The organism is Aliarcobacter skirrowii CCUG 10374, from assembly GCF_003544835.1.
GTDB classification, from domain to species: domain Bacteria; phylum Campylobacterota; class Campylobacteria; order Campylobacterales; family Arcobacteraceae; genus Aliarcobacter; species Aliarcobacter skirrowii.
In genome coordinates this window covers 1,789,766-1,810,944 of the sequence record NZ_CP032099.1, presented here as the reverse complement: position 1 = coordinate 1,810,944, position 21,179 = coordinate 1,789,766, and the positions used below count along the sequence as shown (strand labels likewise).

Annotated in this window: 18 protein-coding genes; 14 read left to right on the top strand and 4 right to left on the bottom strand. The window is 27.6% G+C overall.

All coding sequences use genetic code 11. From position 1 onward, the window contains the following. Nucleotides 1–36: 36 nt before the first annotated feature. The 3 genes from ASKIR_RS09430 to trmA all read right to left on the bottom strand — a co-directional run bounded on the left by ASKIR_RS09430 (nucleotide 37) and on the right by trmA (nucleotide 3,333). Nucleotides 37–945 (bottom strand): flagellin N-terminal helical domain-containing protein, encoded by a 909-nt coding sequence (locus ASKIR_RS09430; RefSeq protein ID WP_115588100.1) that lies wholly within the window; start codon nucleotides 943–945, stop codon nucleotides 37–39. A gap of 158 nt (nucleotides 946–1,103) precedes the next feature. After that, nucleotides 1,104–2,006: a flagellin N-terminal helical domain-containing protein gene (locus tag ASKIR_RS09425; RefSeq protein ID WP_115588101.1), complete on the bottom strand. Its 903-nt coding sequence runs from the start codon at nucleotides 2,004–2,006 to the stop codon at nucleotides 1,104–1,106. A 190-nt stretch (nucleotides 2,007–2,196) separates the two neighbouring features. Next, nucleotides 2,197–3,333, bottom strand: a complete 1,137-nt coding sequence (gene trmA, locus ASKIR_RS09420) for a tRNA (uridine(54)-C5)-methyltransferase TrmA (protein ID WP_066351599.1) — start codon at nucleotides 3,331–3,333, stop codon at nucleotides 2,197–2,199. A gap of 88 nt (nucleotides 3,334–3,421) precedes the next feature. On the opposite strand from trmA, the gene ASKIR_RS09415 reads away from it, so the two are divergent. The 14 genes from ASKIR_RS09415 (at nucleotide 3,422) to hypF (ending at nucleotide 20,504) form a co-directional block, all read left to right on the top strand. Continuing rightward, nucleotides 3,422–5,017, top strand: coding sequence for a helicase-related protein (locus tag ASKIR_RS09415; protein ID WP_066162068.1), 1,596 nt, complete (start codon nucleotides 3,422–3,424; stop codon nucleotides 5,015–5,017). A 49-nt stretch (nucleotides 5,018–5,066) separates the two neighbouring features. After that, the gene (locus tag ASKIR_RS09410; RefSeq protein ID WP_115588102.1) at nucleotides 5,067–7,001 is read left to right on the top strand and encodes an ankyrin repeat domain-containing protein; all 1,935 of its coding nucleotides are present in this window, start codon (nucleotides 5,067–5,069) and stop codon (nucleotides 6,999–7,001) included. A gap of 12 nt (nucleotides 7,002–7,013) precedes the next feature. Then, complete coding sequence (glmU, locus tag ASKIR_RS09405) at nucleotides 7,014–8,315, top strand: bifunctional UDP-N-acetylglucosamine diphosphorylase/glucosamine-1-phosphate N-acetyltransferase GlmU (protein ID WP_115588103.1); 1,302 nt, start codon at nucleotides 7,014–7,016, stop codon at nucleotides 8,313–8,315. Beyond that, the gene (gene coaBC, locus ASKIR_RS09400) at nucleotides 8,312–9,526 is read left to right on the top strand and encodes a bifunctional phosphopantothenoylcysteine decarboxylase/phosphopantothenate--cysteine ligase CoaBC (RefSeq protein WP_115588104.1); all 1,215 of its coding nucleotides are present in this window, start codon (nucleotides 8,312–8,314) and stop codon (nucleotides 9,524–9,526) included. Before glmU ends, coaBC begins: the two co-directional genes overlap by 4 nt. After that, entirely contained in the window at nucleotides 9,519–10,205 is a 687-nt protein-coding gene (locus tag ASKIR_RS09395) for a di-trans,poly-cis-decaprenylcistransferase (RefSeq protein ID WP_115588105.1), read from the top strand. The genes coaBC and ASKIR_RS09395 overlap by 8 nt, the downstream gene beginning before the upstream one ends. Before the next feature lie 3 nt (nucleotides 10,206–10,208). Continuing rightward, entirely contained in the window at nucleotides 10,209–10,700 is a 492-nt protein-coding gene (locus ASKIR_RS09390) for a prepilin peptidase (RefSeq protein ID WP_066351575.1), read from the top strand. Continuing rightward, nucleotides 10,697–11,713 carry an LptF/LptG family permease gene (locus tag ASKIR_RS09385; protein WP_066351572.1) on the top strand — a complete coding sequence of 339 codons (1,017 nt, stop codon included), beginning with the start codon at nucleotides 10,697–10,699 and terminating at the stop codon, nucleotides 11,711–11,713. Before ASKIR_RS09390 ends, ASKIR_RS09385 begins: the two co-directional genes overlap by 4 nt. Nucleotides 11,714–11,716: 3 nt before the next feature. Beyond that, on the top strand, nucleotides 11,717–12,439 hold the full coding sequence (gene truA, locus ASKIR_RS09380) for a tRNA pseudouridine(38-40) synthase TruA (RefSeq protein ID WP_066351569.1): 723 nt from the start codon (nucleotides 11,717–11,719) through the stop codon (nucleotides 12,437–12,439). A 61-nt stretch (nucleotides 12,440–12,500) separates the two neighbouring features. Continuing rightward, complete coding sequence (locus tag ASKIR_RS09375; protein ID WP_066351567.1) at nucleotides 12,501–13,667, top strand: hydrogenase small subunit; 1,167 nt, start codon at nucleotides 12,501–12,503, stop codon at nucleotides 13,665–13,667. Continuing rightward, entirely contained in the window at nucleotides 13,667–15,403 is a 1,737-nt protein-coding gene (locus ASKIR_RS09370) for a nickel-dependent hydrogenase large subunit (RefSeq protein ID WP_066351565.1), read from the top strand. Before ASKIR_RS09375 ends, ASKIR_RS09370 begins: the two co-directional genes overlap by 1 nt. A gap of 10 nt (nucleotides 15,404–15,413) precedes the next feature. Beyond that, nucleotides 15,414–16,082: a Ni/Fe-hydrogenase, b-type cytochrome subunit gene (cybH, locus tag ASKIR_RS09365; RefSeq protein ID WP_066351563.1), complete on the top strand. Its 669-nt coding sequence runs from the start codon at nucleotides 15,414–15,416 to the stop codon at nucleotides 16,080–16,082. Beyond that, complete coding sequence (locus tag ASKIR_RS09360) at nucleotides 16,079–16,639, top strand: HyaD/HybD family hydrogenase maturation endopeptidase (RefSeq protein WP_066351560.1); 561 nt, start codon at nucleotides 16,079–16,081, stop codon at nucleotides 16,637–16,639. The genes cybH and ASKIR_RS09360 overlap by 4 nt, the downstream gene beginning before the upstream one ends. Further along, entirely contained in the window at nucleotides 16,623–18,242 is a 1,620-nt protein-coding gene (locus tag ASKIR_RS09355; protein ID WP_115588106.1) for a hypothetical protein, read from the top strand. Before ASKIR_RS09360 ends, ASKIR_RS09355 begins: the two co-directional genes overlap by 17 nt. 12 nt (nucleotides 18,243–18,254) lie before the next feature. Beyond that, nucleotides 18,255–20,504 (top strand): carbamoyltransferase HypF, encoded by a 2,250-nt coding sequence (gene hypF, locus ASKIR_RS09350; protein WP_066351555.1) that lies wholly within the window; start codon nucleotides 18,255–18,257, stop codon nucleotides 20,502–20,504. Here hypF and ASKIR_RS09345 read toward each other — a convergent pair. After that, a complete protein-coding gene (locus ASKIR_RS09345; protein WP_066351553.1) occupies nucleotides 20,485–21,132 on the bottom strand; it encodes a hypothetical protein in 648 nt (215 codons plus the stop codon). The genes hypF and ASKIR_RS09345 overlap by 20 nt on opposite strands. Between the last annotated feature and the right edge of the window lie 47 nt (nucleotides 21,133–21,179).

Below are 21,179 nucleotides of genomic sequence, written 5' to 3'. Positions count from 1 at the left end.
AATATAAACTACACATTAAATTTTACTAATCTTAGACTACTGAAGTAGTCTAAGAACGTTTTGTGAAACAGCGTTAGATTGACTAATAGCGTATGAACCAGCTTGAGAAATGATATTTAGCTTATTAAAGTTTGCAGACTCTTGTGCATAATCAACATCTCTTAAAACAGATTCTGCATTTTTAATATTTGTTGCTTGAGTCATTAAGTTTCTAATAGCTGATTCAACTTGGTTTTGAGTAGAACCTATATCTCCTCTATATCCATTTAATTGAGTAATAGCATTATCAATTAATCTTTGTCCACCAGATGCCATTTCTCTTGTAAATGCAACAGCACCAGCAACTTGTGTGAAACCAGGAGTTGCATTGTATAGTGCACCTGCAGATACATTAGATTTTAGAGTATCAAGACTCAATCCAGTAATATTTGATTGAATAGTATTTGTACTAATCATATCGCTTGTACTCTCTCCAATTTGGAAACTTAAACCTTCAGTTGCATTTTTTGAAGCTGCTGCTGTTCCCATACCAGCTTGTAAAAGAGCAGTTCCATTATAGTTAGTTTGGTTTGCAATGTTATTTAACTGATCTAATAGTTTGTTAACATCTTTTGCAATAGCAACTCTACCAGCAGTTGATGTAGTTGAAGTATTTGCTTGAATTAGTTTTGCTTTAATAGTATCAAGAATAGTTGATTGCTCAGCCATAGATTTATCAGCAATTTGAAGTAAAGCAACAGCAGAGTTACCGTTTGCGATACCTTGATTTATAGAAGTAACCTGAGTTCTTAATTTATCAGCAATAGCAAGACCAGAAGCATCATCACTAGCTTTATTGATTTTTAATCCAGTAGAAAGTTTCTCTAAAGAGTTTTTAATACTATTATTAGTATTTGTTGCTGCTTCTTGAGCTGTTAAAGATGAAACATTCGTATTAATTTTCATAAATATGTCCTTAGTTTTGGTTTATTTTGGTGTAAATAAAACTTAATGACACAATTATTGCAAACTAATTCATAAAATTAGTTTAAATTAAAATTAAAATTGAAAAAAGTGGAGAAAAATCCCCACTTTTTAATAAAAGAGAACTTAAGACTAATTAACTATTGAAGTAGTCTTAGAACATTTTGTTGAGTAGCATTAGCTTGACTTATTGCATAAGATCCAGCTTGAGAAATGATATTCAACTTATTAAAGTTTGCAGACTCTTGTGCATAATCAACGTCTCTAATTACAGACTCGGCTGCTTTAATATTTGTTGATTGAGTCATCAAGTTTCTAATAGCTGATTCAACTTGGTTTTGAGTAGAACCTATATCTCCTCTATATCCATTTAATTGAGTAATAGCTTTATCTATTGCAGCTTGACCAGCACTTGCATTCGCTTTTGTAAATACTGTACCAGTATATTTACCATCAGCACCAAGAGTAGCATTTGCTCCAGTAGAAGCAGCAGTTTTAAGAGTAGTAAGCTCTAGTCCTGTAACGTTAGCTTGGATAGTTTTAGTTTCAATAATATCAGAAGTACTTTCACCAATTTGGAATTTTAATCCTTCAGATTTTGCAATACCAGCAGTACTTGAATCAGGTGCTGCTTGTAATAAAGCTGTACCATTATAGTTAGTTTGTTTTGCAATATTATTTAATTGGTCAAGAAGTTTTGTAACGTCTTTCGCAATAGCAACTCTACCAGCAGTTGAAGTTGTATCAGTATTTGCTTGAATTAGTTTTGCTTTAATAGTATCAAGAATAGTTGATTGCTCAGCCATAGATTTATCAGCAATTTGAAGTAAAGCAACAGCAGAATTACCATTTGCAACACCTTGATTAATAGATGTAACTTGAGTTCTTAATTTATCAGCAATAGCAAGACCAGAAGCATCATCAGAAGCTTTATTTATTTTTAAACCAGAAGAAAGTTTTTCTAAAGAGTTAGAAATATATTTATTTGTGTTTGTTGAAGCTTCTTGAGCTGTAAGTGAAGATACGTTTGTATTAATTCTCATAATAAATCCTTTTAGATTTTTAAACAATTTGCAATATTTTTTAAAATATTACAACCTAAAACCTTCTTGTCTCTTTTTATAAAAAAGGTTCAAGCATAGAGCTTTTAAACTCTTCGGATTGAATCCAACCCTAAATTGATAAAAGAATTATTATATAACTTTTCTTAAAATTAGATTAAATCTGTAAATGCTATTTTAATTTTTTTAAAATAACTCCAGACTCAATATGTTCACTATATGCAAACTGGTCAAATAGGGCAAATCTTAATACTTTGTGAGTTTTTAAAAGCTCTTCTAAGTCTCTGTGAAGAGTTTGTGGGTTGCAAGAGATATATATTATATTAGTAAAGTTTTTTGCTAAAGCTCTTGTGGTATCATCAAGTCCACTTCTTGGTGGATCCATAAAAATAGTATCAAAATCATAAGATTTTAAATCTATATTTTTTAATCTATTAAAAGCTCGAACTTCATTTAAAGCCTCAACGAACTCTTCAGAGCTCATTCTTATAAAATTTATATTTTCAATATTATTTAAAGCACAATTTCTTAAAGCTGATTTTATAGATGTTTTTGAAATCTCTGTTGCTAATACTTTACTGAATTTTTTAGATAGTGGAATTGTAAAATTTCCACCACCACAATAAAGCTCACATAAATCTTTATTTGAATCTTTTGTATTGTTTAAAACCCACTCAATCATTTTTATATTTACAGAAGTATTTGGTTGAGTAAAACCATTCTCTTCATAGGCAAATTTGAACTCTTGACCATTTATATTTAAACTCTCATTTATAAAATCGCTACTTAAAACTATTTTTTGTTTTCTGCTTCTTCCAATTATTTTTATATTTAATTTTTGCTCAATTTCACGTGCAAGATTTATCCACTCATCTTCAAGTTTTTTGTGATAAATCAAAGTTACAAGCATATCAGAAGTTGAACTAACTAAAAACTCAATAGCAAAAAGCCTAAAAGATAAAATCATAGATTTTTCAAGCTCAGTTAAGAGTTTTGGCATAAGATTTTTTATATCTTCGCTTACAATCTCACATGAGTCAATTTTAAGAATCTCTTTATTAAAATCATTCATAGCGTAAGTTAAAATATCTTTTTGCTCATTTTCATCTTTTTCCCACCAAACTCTAAATTCTGCTCTATTTCTAAAGTTTGAATCTTTGCTTTTTATAATATCTAAAGCTATTTTTGAAAAATCAATCAAAGATGAAAATCTATCTTTTTCTCTAGCTATTTTATAGTTTAGTTGCTCTTCATAAGTTTTATTATAGAGTGTACAAGAGGCACAAAGCCCAAAATATTTACAAGTCATAAAGTTTTATCCTTTTGTTTAAAAGGAATATTATAAGAAAATATTGGTAAAAGTAGATATAATTTAAGAATTTTAAAAAAGAAGAGATATGGAAAATAACTGGCAAGAACAACTAAAAGATTTATTAAATTGTGATTTAAAATCACTTTATCCACTAGCAAGAACTATAAAAAGAGAATTAGAGTTTTATGTAGGACCAACAAATAGTGGAAAAACATATAATGCTATGAAAAAATTAAAAGAGGCAAATAGTGGATTATATCTTGCACCTTTGAGGCTTTTGGCACTTGAAGGGTATGAAGATTTAAAAGAGTCAAATATTGATGCTTCATTAATCACAGGTGAAGAGCAGATTTTAAATGAAGAAGCAGCTCATATTTGCTCAACAATTGAGATGATAGATTTTGACCTTGAAGTTGATGTTGCCATTATTGATGAAGTTCAAATGCTTGAAGATATTGATAGAGGTTGGGCTTGGGTAAATGCTATTATTGGAGTTCCTGCAAAAAAAGTTATTATGACAGGAAGTGTAAATGCGCTTGATGCTGTTAAAAAAATAGCCTCATATTTGGGTGAAGATTTAAATATCATAAGACATAAAAGAAAAAATGAATTAAGAGTTTTACCAAAATGGACACCACTTGATAAACTTGAAAATGGAACTGCTTTAATAGCATTTTCAAGAGCCGAGGTTTTAAAACTAAAACAAAAACTGCAAAAAAAATATTCCGTATCTGTAATTTATGGAAATTTATCACCTGAAGTACGCCGTGATGAGGCCAGAAGATTTAGAGATGGGCAAACTCAGATTTTAATTGCAACAGATGCTATAAGTATGGGGTTAAATCTTCCAATTAAAACAATACTTTTTACAACTGATACAAAATTTGATGGTATTTCAAAAAGAAAAATAAGTGTAAATGAGATAGTTCAAATAGCAGGTCGCGCTGGAAGATTTGGACTTTTTGAAGCAGGATATTTAGGAGCTACACGAAGAGATGTTTTAGAGTATATCAAAGATGAGTTTGAAGCACCAATAAAAACTATAAAACCACCATTTAAAGTAAAGATAAACAACTCTCAGCTAGAAAATTTATCTATGCATTTAAAGACAAAATCCTTAGCAAAAGTTTTAAACTTTTTTGCTTTAAATATGAAATTTGCTGGTCCTTTTGAAGCTGCAAATCTATCTAGTATGCTTGAAACTTCAAGAATTGTTGATAGCAAAGATGGTTTGAGTTTAGAAGAGAAATATCTTTTAGCTCAAGCTCCAATTACTACAAAATCAACTATTATAGTTCAAGCATTTAATTCATATATTGCAAGTGTTATAAAAAAACGACCAAATCACTATAAACCATCAATTACCTTGCCAAAAAAGGCAATTACACAAAAAGATTTGCTTTTGGTTGAAGATGAGGTAAAAAAAATATCTTTATATCTTTGGCTTTCGTATAAGTTGCCAGAAATTTTTCCAGATCATGAAAAAGCCTATATTTTAAGAAACTCATTTAATGCATTTATTGAAAAATCTTTAAAAGGTGTTTTAATAGATGATAGAGATGTTGAAAAACCACCTTTTAAAAATAGAAATATTAAAAATAGAGCTAGCACAAAAAAGCAAGAGGATAAAAGAGAATTTAGTGATAAAAAAAGATATAGAAAAAGTTTTAATCGAAATTAGGTTAAAATATAAGCTTATATAAAAATGGATTTGAATAAGGAATTTTATAGTGTTAAGCTACTTCAAAGCAGATAGTGAATCTTTACTTAAAGAACTATTGTCAGATAGTGTAAATGAAAACAAAGTAAAAAGTTATATAAATAAAGGTGTAGATATAAATGCTATTGATGATAGAGGTAAAACTATACTTTTTCAACTTGCTTTTAAGAAAAAATTCAATTCAATTAAACTTTTAATAAAACTAGGGGTAGATTTGTACAAAGAGGATAACACAGGGGCAACAGTACTAAGTAATGCTTGTGAAAAATATGATTTTGAAGCAGCAAAATTTTTATTACAAAATGGTTATGATATAAATAGTAAAAATAGTAAAGGAAGAACTGTTTTACAAGAACTTGTAAGAGTTGCAAATCTAAAAGCATACTCTTTTTTGCAAGATTTTAATCCAGATTTTGATTCGGTTGATAATAGTGGAAAAACAGTTCTATTTGATGCAGTTTTAAGTAAAAATCTGGAACTTGTTGAAGATGTTGTAAAAAAGATAAAAGATATAAATGTAGTTGATAATAATGGTCAAAATGCACTTTTTTATTCTGTTTTGCAAGAAAATTTGCGAATATCTTTGGTTTTAATGGCAAAAGGTATTAATATAAATGCTATTGATAAAAATGGACAAAATGTACTTTATAATGCTGTTCTTTTAGGTCATAGAAATAAAATTTTACTAAATCATTTAATTGATAGAAGAATTGATTTAGGTGTTGTTGATAATAGAGGAATGTCTATTGTTGATGAGATTTTTTATATTACAACTTTACAAAAACATGATAAAGATATTACAGATAAAAAATATTTAGCAATCAATCAAAATGATAACTATATCTCTTTAGCAGAGCAGGTTTTAGGTTTTTCTTCAAGTGTAAACTCTATTGGAAAAGATGGTAAAACAACTTTACAAAAAGAGTTAGAGAAGAAAAATTTTGCTTTTGCAGAGATTTTAATAAGAAATAAAGCTGATATTGAAGTCTTAGATGAAGATGGAAGAAGTATTTTACATCAAGAGATTTTAAAAGGTTTTTCAAGTAGAAGAGTTGTTGATTTTCTTTTAGTAAATGGTGCAAATGTAAATCAAGTAGATAATTATGGGAAATCTATTTTAGAAAATTTAATTGAGTTGTATCTAGCTTCAACTGGGCAAAAAACTCCTGAAAAACAGCTTGAAAAGTATGTTCAAGAGAATGGCGATTTTGATTTTTATATTAAAAAAATATTGGCTCAAGGAGTTAATGTAAATCTAAAAAAAGCCAATGGACGAAATATTTTATATGAGTTAGTAAAATATAGTTGTGAACCTATTATTAATACTCTTGTAGAGTATGGAGTAGATGTAAATTGTGTTGATGAGAATGGAATTACACCAATAGCGTATATGGTAGAAGAGGGATTAAAGCTTCTTAATCCAAAAGAGCAAGCAGAGTTTTTAAAAAATCTTCAACTATTTTTAAAATATAAAGTAAGTCTTGATATTCAAGATAAAGATGGAAGAACTGTAATTCATAAAGCTGTAATTGCTGATAATCTTCAGGTTGTTGAAAAACTTATGATAAAAAAAGCAAATCTTGATATAAAAGATAATCACGGAAGAACTGCTCTTCATCACACTCAATGGAAAGGGAATTATGAGATTGCAAGATGGCTAATTTCAGCAGGGGCTAATTTAAATGAAACTGATAATAGTGGATTTAATATTTTAAATTATGCTGCAATTTTAGGTCATATTAGACTTGTAATTACTCTTATTTCATCTGGTGCTTTACTTTATAATAAACATCAAAAGAATAAAAAAATTGCACAATTTTTTAAAAGCAAAGAGAGAGTTTTAGATAGATATCTAGAAGCTACAAATGTAAGTGATGATAATATGCGAAATGCATTAAGTGAGCTTGTAATGAATTTTAGAAAAGAGATAAACGAAGCTTTATAAAAAGGAATAAATTTGAATAGATCAATAATAATACTTGCAGCTGGGCAAGGTACTAGAATGAAATCAGATACACCAAAAGTTTTACATAAAATTTCTGGAAAACCAATGCTTTACTACTCTATAAAAGAGGCTTTAAAATTGAGTGATGATATAACGGTTGTTTTATATCATCAGTTTGAAAAAGTTAAAACTGAAATTGAAAAATATTTTTCAAATATAAATTTTGTAATTCAAGACCATAAAAACTACCCTGGAACTGGAGGGGCAGTTATGGGAATCGTTCCAAAATATGAAAAAACTTTAGTTTTAAATGGTGATATGCCACTTATTCAAGCAAGTGAGTTAGAAAAATTTGATATTCCAAATGCAACAATTGTAATGTCTGTTTTAGAATTAGATAGTGCAGATGGTTATGGAAGAGTAATAATTGAAAATGGAGATGTCAAAAAAATAGTTGAGCAAAAAGATGCAACTATTGAAGAGCTAAAAATCACAACAGCAAATGCTGGAATTTATCAGTTTGAAACAAAGTTTTTACTTGAAAATTTACCAAAACTAAATAACAATAATGCACAAAAAGAGTACTACATAACAGATTTAGTTGAAATTGCAATCAATCAAGGAAAAGTGTTAAAACCTTTGATTGTAAATGAAGAAAATTTTAAAGGTGTAAATTCAAAAGTAGAACTCTCCGATGCTGAAGTAATTCATCAAAATAGAATTAAAAAAGAGTTTTTAAAAGCTGGAGTAATTCTTCGATTGCCTGATACTATTTATATAGAAGAGGGAGTTACTATTGAAGGTGAAAGTATTATTGAAAATGGTGTAAGTCTGCTTGGAAACTCAAAAATTATAAACTCACATATAAAAACAAATAGTGTAGTTGAAGACTCAATTGTAAAAGATAGTGATGTTGGACCAATGGCACGAATACGACCAGATAGTGAACTGAATAAAACACATATTGGAAATTTTGTAGAGACAAAAAAAGCTAAATTAAATGGTGTAAAAGCAGGTCATCTATCATATCTTGGAGATTGTCTTATAGATGAAGGCACAAATATTGGTTGTGGAACAATAACTTGTAATTATGATGGGGTAAATAAACATCAAACAACTATTGGAAAAAATGTTTTTGTTGGAAGTGATACACAATTTGTTGCACCTGTAAATATTGAAGATGATGTATTAATAGCAGCTGGTTCAACAGTTACTGGAAATGTAAAAAAAGGTGAATTGTATTTGACACGAGCAAAAGCAAAAACTATTGATGGTTATTTTTATAAACATTTTTCATCTAAGAAGAAATCGTGATTTTAAAAGATAAAAATATACTTTTAGCAGTAACTGGCTCAATTGCAATATATAAAAGTTTAGAGTTAATAAGACTTTTTATAAAAGCTGGTGCAAATGTAAAAGTAATTTTAAGCGATGGTGCAAAAAAGTTTATAAATCCAATAACATTTGAAGCAATTTCACAAAACAGAGTTTTAGATGAGAGTAGTGAAAGCTGGGATAAAAGCCAAAACTATAATCACATAGATATAACAAAATGGGCTGATATTTTACTAATTGCTCCAGCAACTGCAAATACTATAAATAAGATATCTTGTGGTATTGCTGATAATTTGTTACTTCAAACAGTGCTTGCTTGTAAAAAGAAAATTATTATTGCACCTGCTGCAAACACAAATATGATTGAAAATCCTATTACTATTCAAAGTATTAATAACTTAAAAAATTTAGGATTTGAAGTTTTACAAACTCAAACAAAAGAGTTAGCTTGTAAAGATGTTGGAAATGGTGCAATGCTTGAGCCAATAGATATTTTTCATAAAACTTGCAAAGAACTTTTAAAAACTTCATATTGGGAAAATAGAAGAGCTGTTTTAAGTGGTGGTGGAACTTTAGAAAAAATTGATGATGTAAGATATATCTCAAATTTTTCAAGTGGGAAAATGGCATCAAATTTAGCAACAGCGCTTTATTATTTGGGTGCAGATGTCACTTTAGTCTCAAGTAGAGGTTTTGAAAATATACCTTATGAGATAGATTTGAGAGTTTCATATAGTTCGCAAGAGATGTTTGAAAATTTGAAATTAGCTTTAGATAAAAAATTAGATAAAAAGAGTTTTTTATTTATGGTAGCAGCAGTTAGTGATTATATTCCAAAAGAAAAATTTGATGGGAAATTAAAAAAAGAGAAACTTGGAGAAACTTGGAGTTTAGAGCTTAGTAAAAATATTGATATATTGGCAAATTTAGATAAAAAAGATATTTTTTCTATTGGTTTTAAAGCAGAGATGGATAAAAAAGAGGCAAAATCAAATGCACAAAATATGCTAAAAAATAAAAATCTTGATGCAGTTTGCCTAAATATTTTAGATGAGTCTAATGTTTTTGGAAGTGATACAAATAAAATAGAGCTTTTATTAAAAGATAAAAGTTTTGATTTTTATGGAAATAAACTAAATATCTCTTTAGAAATTTTAAATAGATTTGAAAAAGAGTTTACAAATGAGTAGTTCAAATCCCCCATCTCATCTTGCAATAATTATGGATGGAAATGGAAGATGGGCAAAACAAAGAGGTCTTAAAAGAACAGCTGGTCATGAAGCTGGAGCAAAAACTGTAAGAGAGATTACAGAGTATTGTGCAAAAATAGGTGTTAAATACCTTACTTTATATGCGTTTTCAACAGAGAATTGGAATAGACCAAAACTTGAAGTTGAGTATTTAATGAAGCTTTTGGAAAAGTTTTTAAAAAATGAGTATGAAACTTTGATGAAAAACAATATAAGATTTAAAGCAATAGGAGATTTAAGTAGATTTTCAAAGAGTTTACAAAAAAGTATAAAAGATATTGAAGAAAAAACATCAAAAAACTCTGGACTTACTCAAGTATTAGCTTTAAATTATGGTTCAAAAGATGAGATAATTAGAGCTATAAAAAAATTAAATGAGAAAAATCTTGAAATAAATGAAAAAAACTTTGAATCTTGTCTTGATACAGCAGGATTTGGAGATGTTGATTTGCTTATACGAACAAGTGGAGAGATTAGACTTTCAAACTATTTATTATGGCAAAATGCTTATTCTGAGATGTTTTTTACAAACACACTTTGGCCTGATTTTAGTGTTGATGAGCTTGAAGATATTATTATTGAGTTTAATAAAAGACAAAGAAGATTTGGAGGTTTATAAAATATGCAAACAGTTTTAATAGCACTATTTTTTCTAAATCTTTTGGTTTTAGTAATTTATGATTTTAAGTATAAAGCAGTTCCTGATTACCTTTTATTAGTTGCTCTATTTTTATCATTTTTTATAAGTGAGTATAGTTTTATCGACTCTTTAAAAAATGCATTTTTTATCTCTGGAGCATTTGTTTTATTAAATTTTGTCGTTACTTTTTATATACAAAATATTAAATCAAGATTTTTAAAAGATGAGAGTTTAAAAACAAAAACAGCTTTAGGTGAGGGAGATATACCACTTATTGCATCTTTTGCAATAATAGTTGGTTTAGAAGAGGTTGTTTTTTTAGTTTTTTTATCTGCACTTTTAGCAATAGTTTTATATATTTATAGAGTAAAAAGGTTTAAAGATGGTGAAATACCATTTATTCCACCTCTTGCAGTAGCATTTTTACTTGAGTATTTTTTAAATTTATCAATATTTTTCAAGGGATTGTTTTGAGATTAAATAACTATTTACATTCACAATTAAGTATTACATTTTTTCCTATATTTTTGGGACTATTTTTTATTACAAGCGTAGTTTTTTTGGTAAGAATTGCATCATTAACATCAGTTATTACAATGAATTTTTATGAGCTTTTAACACTTTTTAGCTATTCATTACCTCAAATTCTGTTTTATACTCTTCCAATTACATTTTTTATCTCTTTAGCAATTAGTGTTTCAAAACTATCAAGTGAGTATGAACTAACAGTTATTACATCTTTTGGATTAAATCCAGTTAGGGTTTTAAAGATTTTTTTCCCAATTACTATTTTGCTCTCAGCTATGCTTTTGGTAATCTCTTTGGGGCTTATTCCAAAAACAAAATATTTGACAAAAACATTTTTAGATTTTAAGAAAAAAGAGGCAAATTTTAATATAAAAGAGAGTGAATTTGGTCAAAAGTTTGGAGATTGGCTTATTTATATCTCAGAAAAAGATGATAAGAAATATAAAGATGTAAAACTTTTCAAAACTGAAAAAGATAAAGAGCAGTTTATTATAAGTAAAGAGGCACATCTTTTAAATCAAGATGGAAATTTAAGTTTTAGATTAGATGATGGAAAAGTTTTTATAATTGATATAGATGAAGTAAATCAAATTGACTACTCTAAAATGTATATAAATGATTCAATAGCTAGTTCAAATTATGAGGAGTTCACAAATAGCTATAATTTTTGGAAAAATAATTTTAAAATTAATAAAGATATTGATGATTTCACATTTTTTATACTAACATCAATTTTCCCTCTAATATCACTATTTTTTGTAATAGTATTTGGATATTTTAATCCAAGATATGAAAAAAATAGAACAACAGCTTATGCAATTGTTACAGTTGTAATTTATTATATTTTAATCAAATATATAGCAGATAAGTTACTTTTTCATTCACTTTATATTATCCCATTTATTTGGATAGCCTCTAGTTATCTTTTATATAGCAGAACTATTAAAAAAGAGTATTAAAAATTGAATCTAAAATTTACAATATCTTACGATGGAACTGCTTTTTGTGGAAGTCAAAAACAGCCAAACAAAAATACAGTTGAAGATGAGCTTTTAAAAGTCTTTAAATCAATAAATATTGATACAAAAATTATTTTAAGTGGAAGAACAGATAGAGATGTTCATGCTACAAAACAGGTTTTTAATGCTTTTATTCCAGATTATTGGAGTGATTTTGAAAAATTTAAAAAGATAATAAATAAAAGAGTAGATAAAGCAATAAAGATTTTAAATATTTCAAGAGTTGATGATAAGTTTCATGCAAGATTTAGTGCAAAAACAAGAACTTATAGATATTTAATCACAACAAAACCTACAAATCCATTTAATCAAAAATATATTACTTATGTAAAAAGTGTAGATGAAGAGCTTTTAAAACTTGCTATAAAAGAGTTTGAAGGTGTTCATGATTTTGTATATTTTCATAAAACTGGAAGCGAAAAAGAGAATACAATAAGAGAGATATTTAAGACAAAATTCTATAAATATAGAGATATTTATGTATTTAATTTTACAGCAAACTCATATTTAAGAAGTCAAATTAGATTGATGGTTGGATTTTTACTTGAAATAAATAGTAAAAAACTCACAATTAATGATTTAAAAAAACAGTTAAATTGTGAAAAAAATATATTCAAAACTCCAATAGAACCAAATGGTTTATATCTATCAAAAGTAAAATATTAAATGAATAGTAAACATAAAGAGGATAGAATAGAGAACAAAAAATAAAACACAGGAGCATTTTTTGAAAAATAGTGAACTTTATAACAAATTATCTAATCGTTTAAAACAATTAGAGAGCTTAGAGGGATTTAAAGAAGAGAAGACTTTGGCCTCTCATTTGGAAGAAAAAGGTGTTTCAAGAAGAGACTTTATGAAGTGGGCTGCTGCTATGACTGCTATGTTAACACTTCCATCAAGCTTCTCTCCATTGATTGCAAAAGCAGCAACTTTGAGTGATAGATTACCAATTATTTGGTTACATATGGCGGAGTGTACAGGATGCAGTGAATCACTACTTAGAACAGATGCCCCAACTATTGATTCACTTATTTTTGATTATATATCTTTAGAGTATCATGAAACTTTGATGGCAGCATCTGGATGGCAAGCTGAACATAATCTTGAATCAGCTATTGAGAAATATAAAGGAAGATATATTTTAATGGTTGAGGGTGGAATTCCAACAGGAGAAAATGCTACTTTCTTAACTATTGGTGGTCATGGAAAAACAGGTGAACAAAGTGCAATAGAGGCTTCAAACAACGCTTTAGCAATATTTGCAATAGGAACTTGCTCATCTTTTGGTGGCGTTCAAGCAGCAATTCCAAATCCAACAGGAGCTCAAGCTTTATCTAAAGTTACTAATAAACAAGTAATAAATGTTCCAGGTTGTCCACCAAGTGAAAAAAATATAGTAGGAACTTTGCTTCACTATATTCTTTATGGAACTTTACCAGCCCTTGATGCTTATAATAGACCAAAGTGGGCTTATGGTTTAAGAATTCATGACCTATGTGAAAGAAGAGGTCATTTTGATGCTGGAGAGTTTGTTGAAGAGTTTGGAGATGAAGGTGCTAAAAAGGGGTATTGTTTATATAAAGTAGGGTGTAAAGGACCATATACTTTTAATAATTGTTCAAAAAACAAGTTTAATTCTCATATGTCTTGGCCAATTCAAGCAGGGCATGGCTGTATTGGGTGTAGTGAACCAAACTTTTGGGATACTATGGGACCTCTTGAAGAGCCAGTTGCAAATAGATTATATAATACAGTATTTAAAGGACTTGGAGCAGATGCAACTGCTGATAAAATAGGAGTTGGATTGCTTACTATTACAGGAATTGGTATTGCAGCACATGCAGCTATTTCAAGATATAAAAATCCAAAAGATTCACAAGGAGAGCAATAATGTCAAATAAAAGAGTTATAATTGATCCAATTACAAGAATTGAGGGGCATTTAAGAATAGAAGTTGAAGTTGATGAAAATAATGTAATACAAAAAGCTTATTCATCTTCAACTTTATGGAGAGGTTTGGAAACTATTGTAAAAAATAGAGATCCTAGAGATGCAGGTTTTTTAATGCAAAGAATTTGTGGTGTTTGTACATATTCACACTATAAAGCTGGAATTGAAGCTGTTGAAAATGCTTTAGGAATAGTTCCACCTTTAAATGCAAAACTTACAAGAAGTTTAATGTCAATGGCACTTTTTATGCATGATCATGTTGTTCATTTTTATCATCTTCATGGGCTTGATTGGGTTGATATTGTTTCTGCTCTTGATGCAGATGAGAAAAAAGCTTCAAATGAGGCATTTAAATATGCAGATTTTCCAATAGCAACGGGAGAAAATGATTTAAAAAAAGTTAAAACAAGAGTAAAAGAGTTTGTAGAAAAAGGGCAATTAGGACCTTTTGCAAATGCTTATTGGGGGCATAAAACTTATAGATTATCTTCTGAACAAAACTTGATTTTATTATCTCACTACTTAAAAGCTTTAGAAGTTCAAAGAGATTTAGCAAAACTTATGGCTATTTTTGGAGGGAAACAACCACATCCACAAAGCTTAAGTGTAGGTGGAGTGACATGTATTATGGATTTATTGGATCCATCAAGAATGGGAGAGTATTTAACACTATTTAAAAATGCAGCAGAGTTTATAGAAAATGCTTATCATGCTGATATTGTAATGGCTGCAAGTGTATATAAAGATGAGTTATCAGTTACAAAAAAAGCTGGAGTTATGAACTTTATTGCGAATCAAGAGATGATGTTAAATCAAACAGAGTTTTTATTTGATTCTGGAATTATTTTTGATGGTGATTTATCAAAAGTTTTTGAAATAAATGAAGATTTAATAACAGAAGAAGCAACTCACTCTTGGTATGAAAATGATGAAGCACTGCACCCTTATGATGGGAAAACAAATCCTAAATATACAGGTTTAAAAGATATGAAAACAGTTGGAATGAATAAAGAACTTGTAGATTCTAAAGTCTTAGATGTAAAAGGTAAATATTCATGGATAAAATCTCCAAGATATGACGGAAAAGCTATGGAAGTTGGACCTCTTGCTTGTATATTGGTATCTTATGCAAAAGGAAATAAAAGAGTAGTTCCAATAGTAGATGAATTTTTAGCAAAAACAAAATTGCCAAAAAGTGCCTTATTTACAACTTTAGGAAGAACAGCTGCTAGAATGCTTCAAGTAAAAGCTATTGCAAAACATGGATTAGAGACATTTAATACTTTAATTGAAAATTTAAAAGTAGATGAAACTACTTATACATCTTATAAAATAGATAAAAACAAAGAGTATAAAGGAAGATATATGGGAGATGTTCCAAGAGGAATGTTATCTCACTGGGTAAGAATAAAAAATGGAGTTATTGAAAACTATCAAGCTGTTGTTCCTTCAACTTGGAATGCAGGACCAATTGATGCAAAAGGGCAAATGGGACCTTATGAAGCAAATTTAGTTGGTTTAAAGGTTCAAGATATATCTCAACCTCTTGAAATTATTAGAGTTATTCATAGCTTTGACCCTTGTATTGCTTGTGCTGTTCATGTTATGGATCAAAAAGGTAATGATTTAGGAACATATAAAGTAGATCCATTATATGGTTTTTCTTGTAATAGTTAAGGAATAAACTATGATAAAAAAACATTATGAATACTCTGTATGGTTAAGAATAACTCACTGGATTAGAGTTTTAGCTATTACAGCTCTAACTTTTACAGGATTTTATTTGGCATATCCATTTATATCTCCTTCTTTAAATGGCGGTGAGCCAACAAACTTTTTAAATGCTTTAATGAGAAGTTGGCACATAATTTTTGGTTTTTTACTAATTTGTGTGACTATTGGAAAAATATATCTATTTTTCTTTGATAGACAAAGTAAAAAAGAGAGATTATCTTTTTGGGATTTTATATCACCAAAAATGTGGATAAAACAGATTAAATACTATATTTTAATAGGTGAACATACTAAACTAAAAGGGATATATAATCCACTACAATTTATGGCATATTCAGCTATTTATATCTCTTTAATAGTTATCTCATTAACTGGATTGATTTTATATATACATGTTTATCATGATGGTTTAGGTGGATTTTTATTTGATATTTTAAGACCAATTGAGGTTTTAATGGGAGGTTTAGCTGTTGTTAGAGAAGTTCATCATATTTTCATGTGGATTTTTTTGATATTCTTGCCTATACATATCTATTTGGTTGTATTTAACTCAATTTATGGAAAAAAAGGGGATATGGATTCAATTATCTCTGGATATAAATGGGAAGATGACCATAAATGAATATCTTAATTTTAGGAATAGGAAATATCCTATTCCAAGATGAGGGAATAGGAGCTCATTTTGTTCACTATTTAGATGAAAAGTATGAGTTTGAATCTTCAAAAAATAGTTTAACTTTAGTTGATGGTGGAACTTTGGCTCAAAGACTTATTCCTTTAATTATAAAATATGATGAGGTTTTAGTAGTTGATTGTATTGATTCATTAAACTCAAATGCTGGAGATGTTTTTTTCTTTGATTATCGAAAAGTTCCATCAAATATAAACTGGCAAGGAAGTGCTCACGAAGTTGAGATGCTTCAAACATTAAATATGATTGAAATGAATGGTGATTTACCAACAACTTATGTTTTAGGCATTGTTCCTAAAAGAGTTGCAGATGATACTACATTTGATTTGAGTAGTGAAATTATAGAAGCTTCTAAAACTATGGAAAAAACGATAATAGATTATCTTTTAAAACACGATATAAAAGTAGTAAAAACAGAAGATGTTAGCATAGAAGATATAGCTAAGATTTCATTTAAAAGAGATATGAAAAATGGTCCTAGAGTTTAAGTTTAATTATAAATCAAGCAATAAAACTTTGATGAAGTTTTTAGATTTTGTTGCAAAAAAGTTTGATTGTGAATATAAAATATATCAAAAATTAGATTTTGTTTATCTTTATATAGAAGCTGAAGAGAAAATATTAGAAGATTTTTCAAATGCTTTATCTTTGTATGTTCCTATTTCAATTTTTTATTATGGATTGGAAGTTGAAGTAGTTGAGAAACTGCCTCTTGAAACTTCAAGCTCTTTTGATGAAGAGAGTATAATCTCTTTTTCTCCAAGTGTAATAAAAGAAGTAGAAGATAAAGATAGTATAGATTTTTATAATGCTTTTAAATCTTGTGAAGTTTCTAAAGGTTTTGAAGATGCAACTTTTATTTTTGAAAATCAAAAAGTAAAATCAGATAAAAAACTTTTTGAAAAATTAAGCTCTTTAATATATGAAGGTAAAAAAATCAAAATAAAAACTCTAAGTGGAACTTTTGTATTCTCAAAAGTAGAAAATATAGACAAAAGCAGTGAACTTTTAGTTGTAAGCTTAGAAAATATAAGTAGCTTAGTTGTAGAGGATATTAATTCAATCGTTGCACTTGCAACTATTGAAAAACCAAAGATAGAGTTTAGAATTAATGAGATTTATAGATTAAAAAATAAGATTGATAAAAAAAGTATAGATATAAGATATTCAAATGATTTAACACTATATTTACTAACTCTTGAGCTAAAAAAATTAAAGATTGATTTTTTAAATATTGAAAATGAAGATGCAAGTTTTGACTATTTTTTAGATGTAAAAAGTAAAAATAGTATAAAGCTTGATATTCCAAAAATATTATGTTTTGATAATAAAAAACTTATTTTAGAATCAAACTCATATCCAAAAAAGCTAGATATAGTTTTTAATAAATTTCAAGAAAAAGATAAATCTCAGTTTATGACTCTTTTAGCAGAGAGTGAACTGTTTGAGAAATCTATTATAAATTTTTATATTAGCTTTTCAAACAAAAATAAAATCTCTTACTACTCAAAAAATGGTTTAGTTGATATTTTAGAAGATTTATATATTCCAAGTTCAATAGAGGAGATTTTTGAATCTATAAAAAAAGATATAAAGGGCGAAAAGCTTCTAAAAAACTATAAAAATAAGTTTGAAAATATTTACAATAAAGCATTAAATACAAAAATAGATTTTCTTGAAAAAACATTTTTTACATATTTTAAAATAGCAAAAATTATACTAGATTTTGAAGATGATATTATTTTCAATGCTTCAAGCTCTTTGCTTGAAAAAGGACCTAGAATTGATTATAAAATTTTTGACGACAAAAAAGTTTTTAATAGAAAATTTGATTATCTACCACTTATAAAATCAGCTATGAGTTTTAAACTAGCAGGAGTTGATGAACAGACTATAAGTTTGGGTTTTATTGAAAGTTTTGCCCACTTTATAGCAAATGAGATTGATAATTTACATGGAAATTATGAACTTGATGGTGTTAGTTTATGTGGAGATATGTTTGCAAATATTAGATTCAATCAACTTGTTGAAAAAAGCATAACAAAAAACTTCAAAATCTACTACAACAAAGAGTTTGTAATTCAAAAATAGGTATAAAATTTTATGATAAATCAAAAAATATCTATTTTTGGACTTGTTCAAGGTGTTGGGTTTCGACCATTTATCTATAATCTAGCAATAAAATATAATATAAAAGGCTGGATTAAAAATGATGAAAATGGAGTTGAGATTCAAGCTTTTGCCAAAAAAGAAGATTTAATAGAGTTTATAAAAGAGATTAGATTAAATCCCCCAACTTTAGCCAAAATATTTGATATAAAGATTGAAAATTTAGAGTTTAAAGAGTATGATAAATTTGAAATTGAAAAAAGTTCAAATTCAAATATTAAAAATAAAAGTGCCCTTATTTATCCTGATATATCAATTTGCGAAGATTGTATAAAAGATATTTTTGATAAAAATAGTTTTAGATATAACTATGCTTTGACAAATTGTACAAATTGTGGACCAAGATACTCAATAATCAAAGATATTCCTTATGATAGAGTAAATACTTCTTTAAAAGAGTTTAGCTTATGTAAAAATTGTCAAGATGAGTTTGAAAATCCTAAAAATAGAAGATATCACGCACAAGCAATCTCTTGTGAAGAGTGTGGACCAACTACTTTTTTATATGATAAAAATCAAAATTTAATATCTAAAAAAATAGATGCTATAAATCAAGCATCAAACTATATAAAAGATGGAAAAATTTTAGCTATCAAAGGTATATCAGGTTTTCATATTGTTTGTGATGCTACAAACTCAAAAGCAATAGAAAAAATAAGAGAGTTTAAAAAAAGAGCCTCAAAACCTTTTGCTGTGATGTTTAAAGATATAGAAAATTTAAAAGATTATGGATATTTTAATAAGCTTGAAGAGAAGATTTTAAACTCAAAACAAAAACCAATACTCTTATTGAAAAAAAGAGAAAATAGTGATTTATCAAAGCAAATAGCTCCAAATTTAGAGATTATTGGCTCTTTTTTACCAAATAGTGCTTTGCACTATCTTCTATTTAAAAATTTAGAAAAACCAATCTTGGCAACAAGTGCAAATTTAAAAGATGAGCCAATAGTTACAAAAAAAGAGGATATATTTTTTAAACTTGCTAATTTAGTAGATTTTGTACTTGATTATAATAGAGAAATAGTAAATAGTTGTGATGACTCAATAGTTCAAATAGTAGGCAAAAAAGTTTTGAAACTTAGAAATAGTAGAGGTTTTGCTCCAAATATTTTGCAAGTAGAAAAAAAGTTTTCAAAAAAAGTTTTAGCTTTAGGTGCAAATCAAAAAGCAACTTTTACTATAGCTTTTGAAAATAAGATTATAACAACTGTTTATTTAGGAGATTTAAACTCAATAGCTTCAATAGAAAATTATAAAAAAACTCTTAAAAATTTTCTTCATTTTTATGATTTTAAACCTGAAATTATAGTTTGTGATAAACATCCAAATTATGAGACTACAAAAATTGCTTTAGAGTTTGTAAAAGAGAATAAAAATTTAAATTTAATTCAAGTTCAACATCATTATGCTCATATTTTAGCTGTTTTAGCAGAGAAATCTTTAAAAAAAGATGTTTTAGCATTCTGTTTTGATGGAACTGGATATGGTGATGATGGAAATATTTGGGGTGGAGAAGTTTTTATAGCAAATCAAAAGGAGTATAAAAGAGCTTATCACCTAAAATATTTTAAACTTTTAGGTGGAGAGTTAGCTATAAAAGAGCCTAAAAGAGTAGCTTTATCACTACTTTTTGATAACTTCTGCCTTGAAGAGATTTACTCTTTACCTTTGGAATTTTTAAAAATATTTGAAAAAAATGAGATAAAAAATTTACACACAATTTGGCAAAAATCTTTAAATTCACCCCTTTCAAGCTCTTTTGGAAGAGTTTTTGATGCCGTTTGTTCACTTGCTAATACTCTTCATATTCAAGAGTATGAAGGACAAACAGGTCTTTATTTAGAAAATTTATATGATGCAAATATAAAAGATGCTTTCTCTTTTGATTTGATTGACAATATTATAGATATTTCACCAATGATAAAAGAGCTTGTATTCGAAAAAGATAAAAAAATTATTGCTTCAAAATTTATAAATACTCTTGCAAATATAATTTTTGATATCTCAAATTTATACAAAGATTTAGCTATTGTTTTAAGTGGTGGAGTTTTTCAAAATAGAACTTTACTTAAAATTGTATTTGAAAAACTAAAAGACAAAGAGATTTATATAGGAGAAAATTATAGTGTAAATGATGAAAATATATCTTTGGGACAAGCTTTTTTCACTCTTGAAAATATATAGAGTTTAAAATCTCTATTTGCTCACTTTTTTTGTAGTTAAATCTAAATTCACACTCTTTTAAGTAGTAGAAAAAATTTTCTTCATTTACTCCTTTATATTTTTTTAACTCCTCTTCAAGAAACTCCCAAAATAGTTTTAGAGTTGTTTTATGAGAATTTTTTGATTGAAGTTTGTACCAAAGAAGATATTGAAAAAAATCCTCATCATTTGTAGCAAAAGTTCTATACTTTATATTTGGCATAAGAAGTGTATATACTTTTTGATTTGAGTAAAATCCTATTATATTTGTAGCCTCATCTAGTGATTTTATTTTTTTACTCTTTCCTCTTTGTTTGAAGTAATAAAACTCTTCATATTCACTATAATCATGTATAGAATCTTGATAAGAGTTTTCCAAAAATATAGCTATTTTTTTTCTAAACAGATCAAATCTATCTTTTATAGTTTTGTAGTTTAGCTTTAACTCTTTTGAGCTTTGAAGTGCATTTTTGTTTTCACAAAATTTTTCTATGATTAATTTATCTTTAGCTATCTTTTTCAAAGATAGTTTTTTTGCACATTTTGTGCATTTTATATAATCATTTGCTAAATTATAAAAGTTTCTATTTTTGCAGTTTGGACAAATCATAAAAATAGTTTATCAAGTTTGTTCTAAAAATATATAAGTGATGTAAA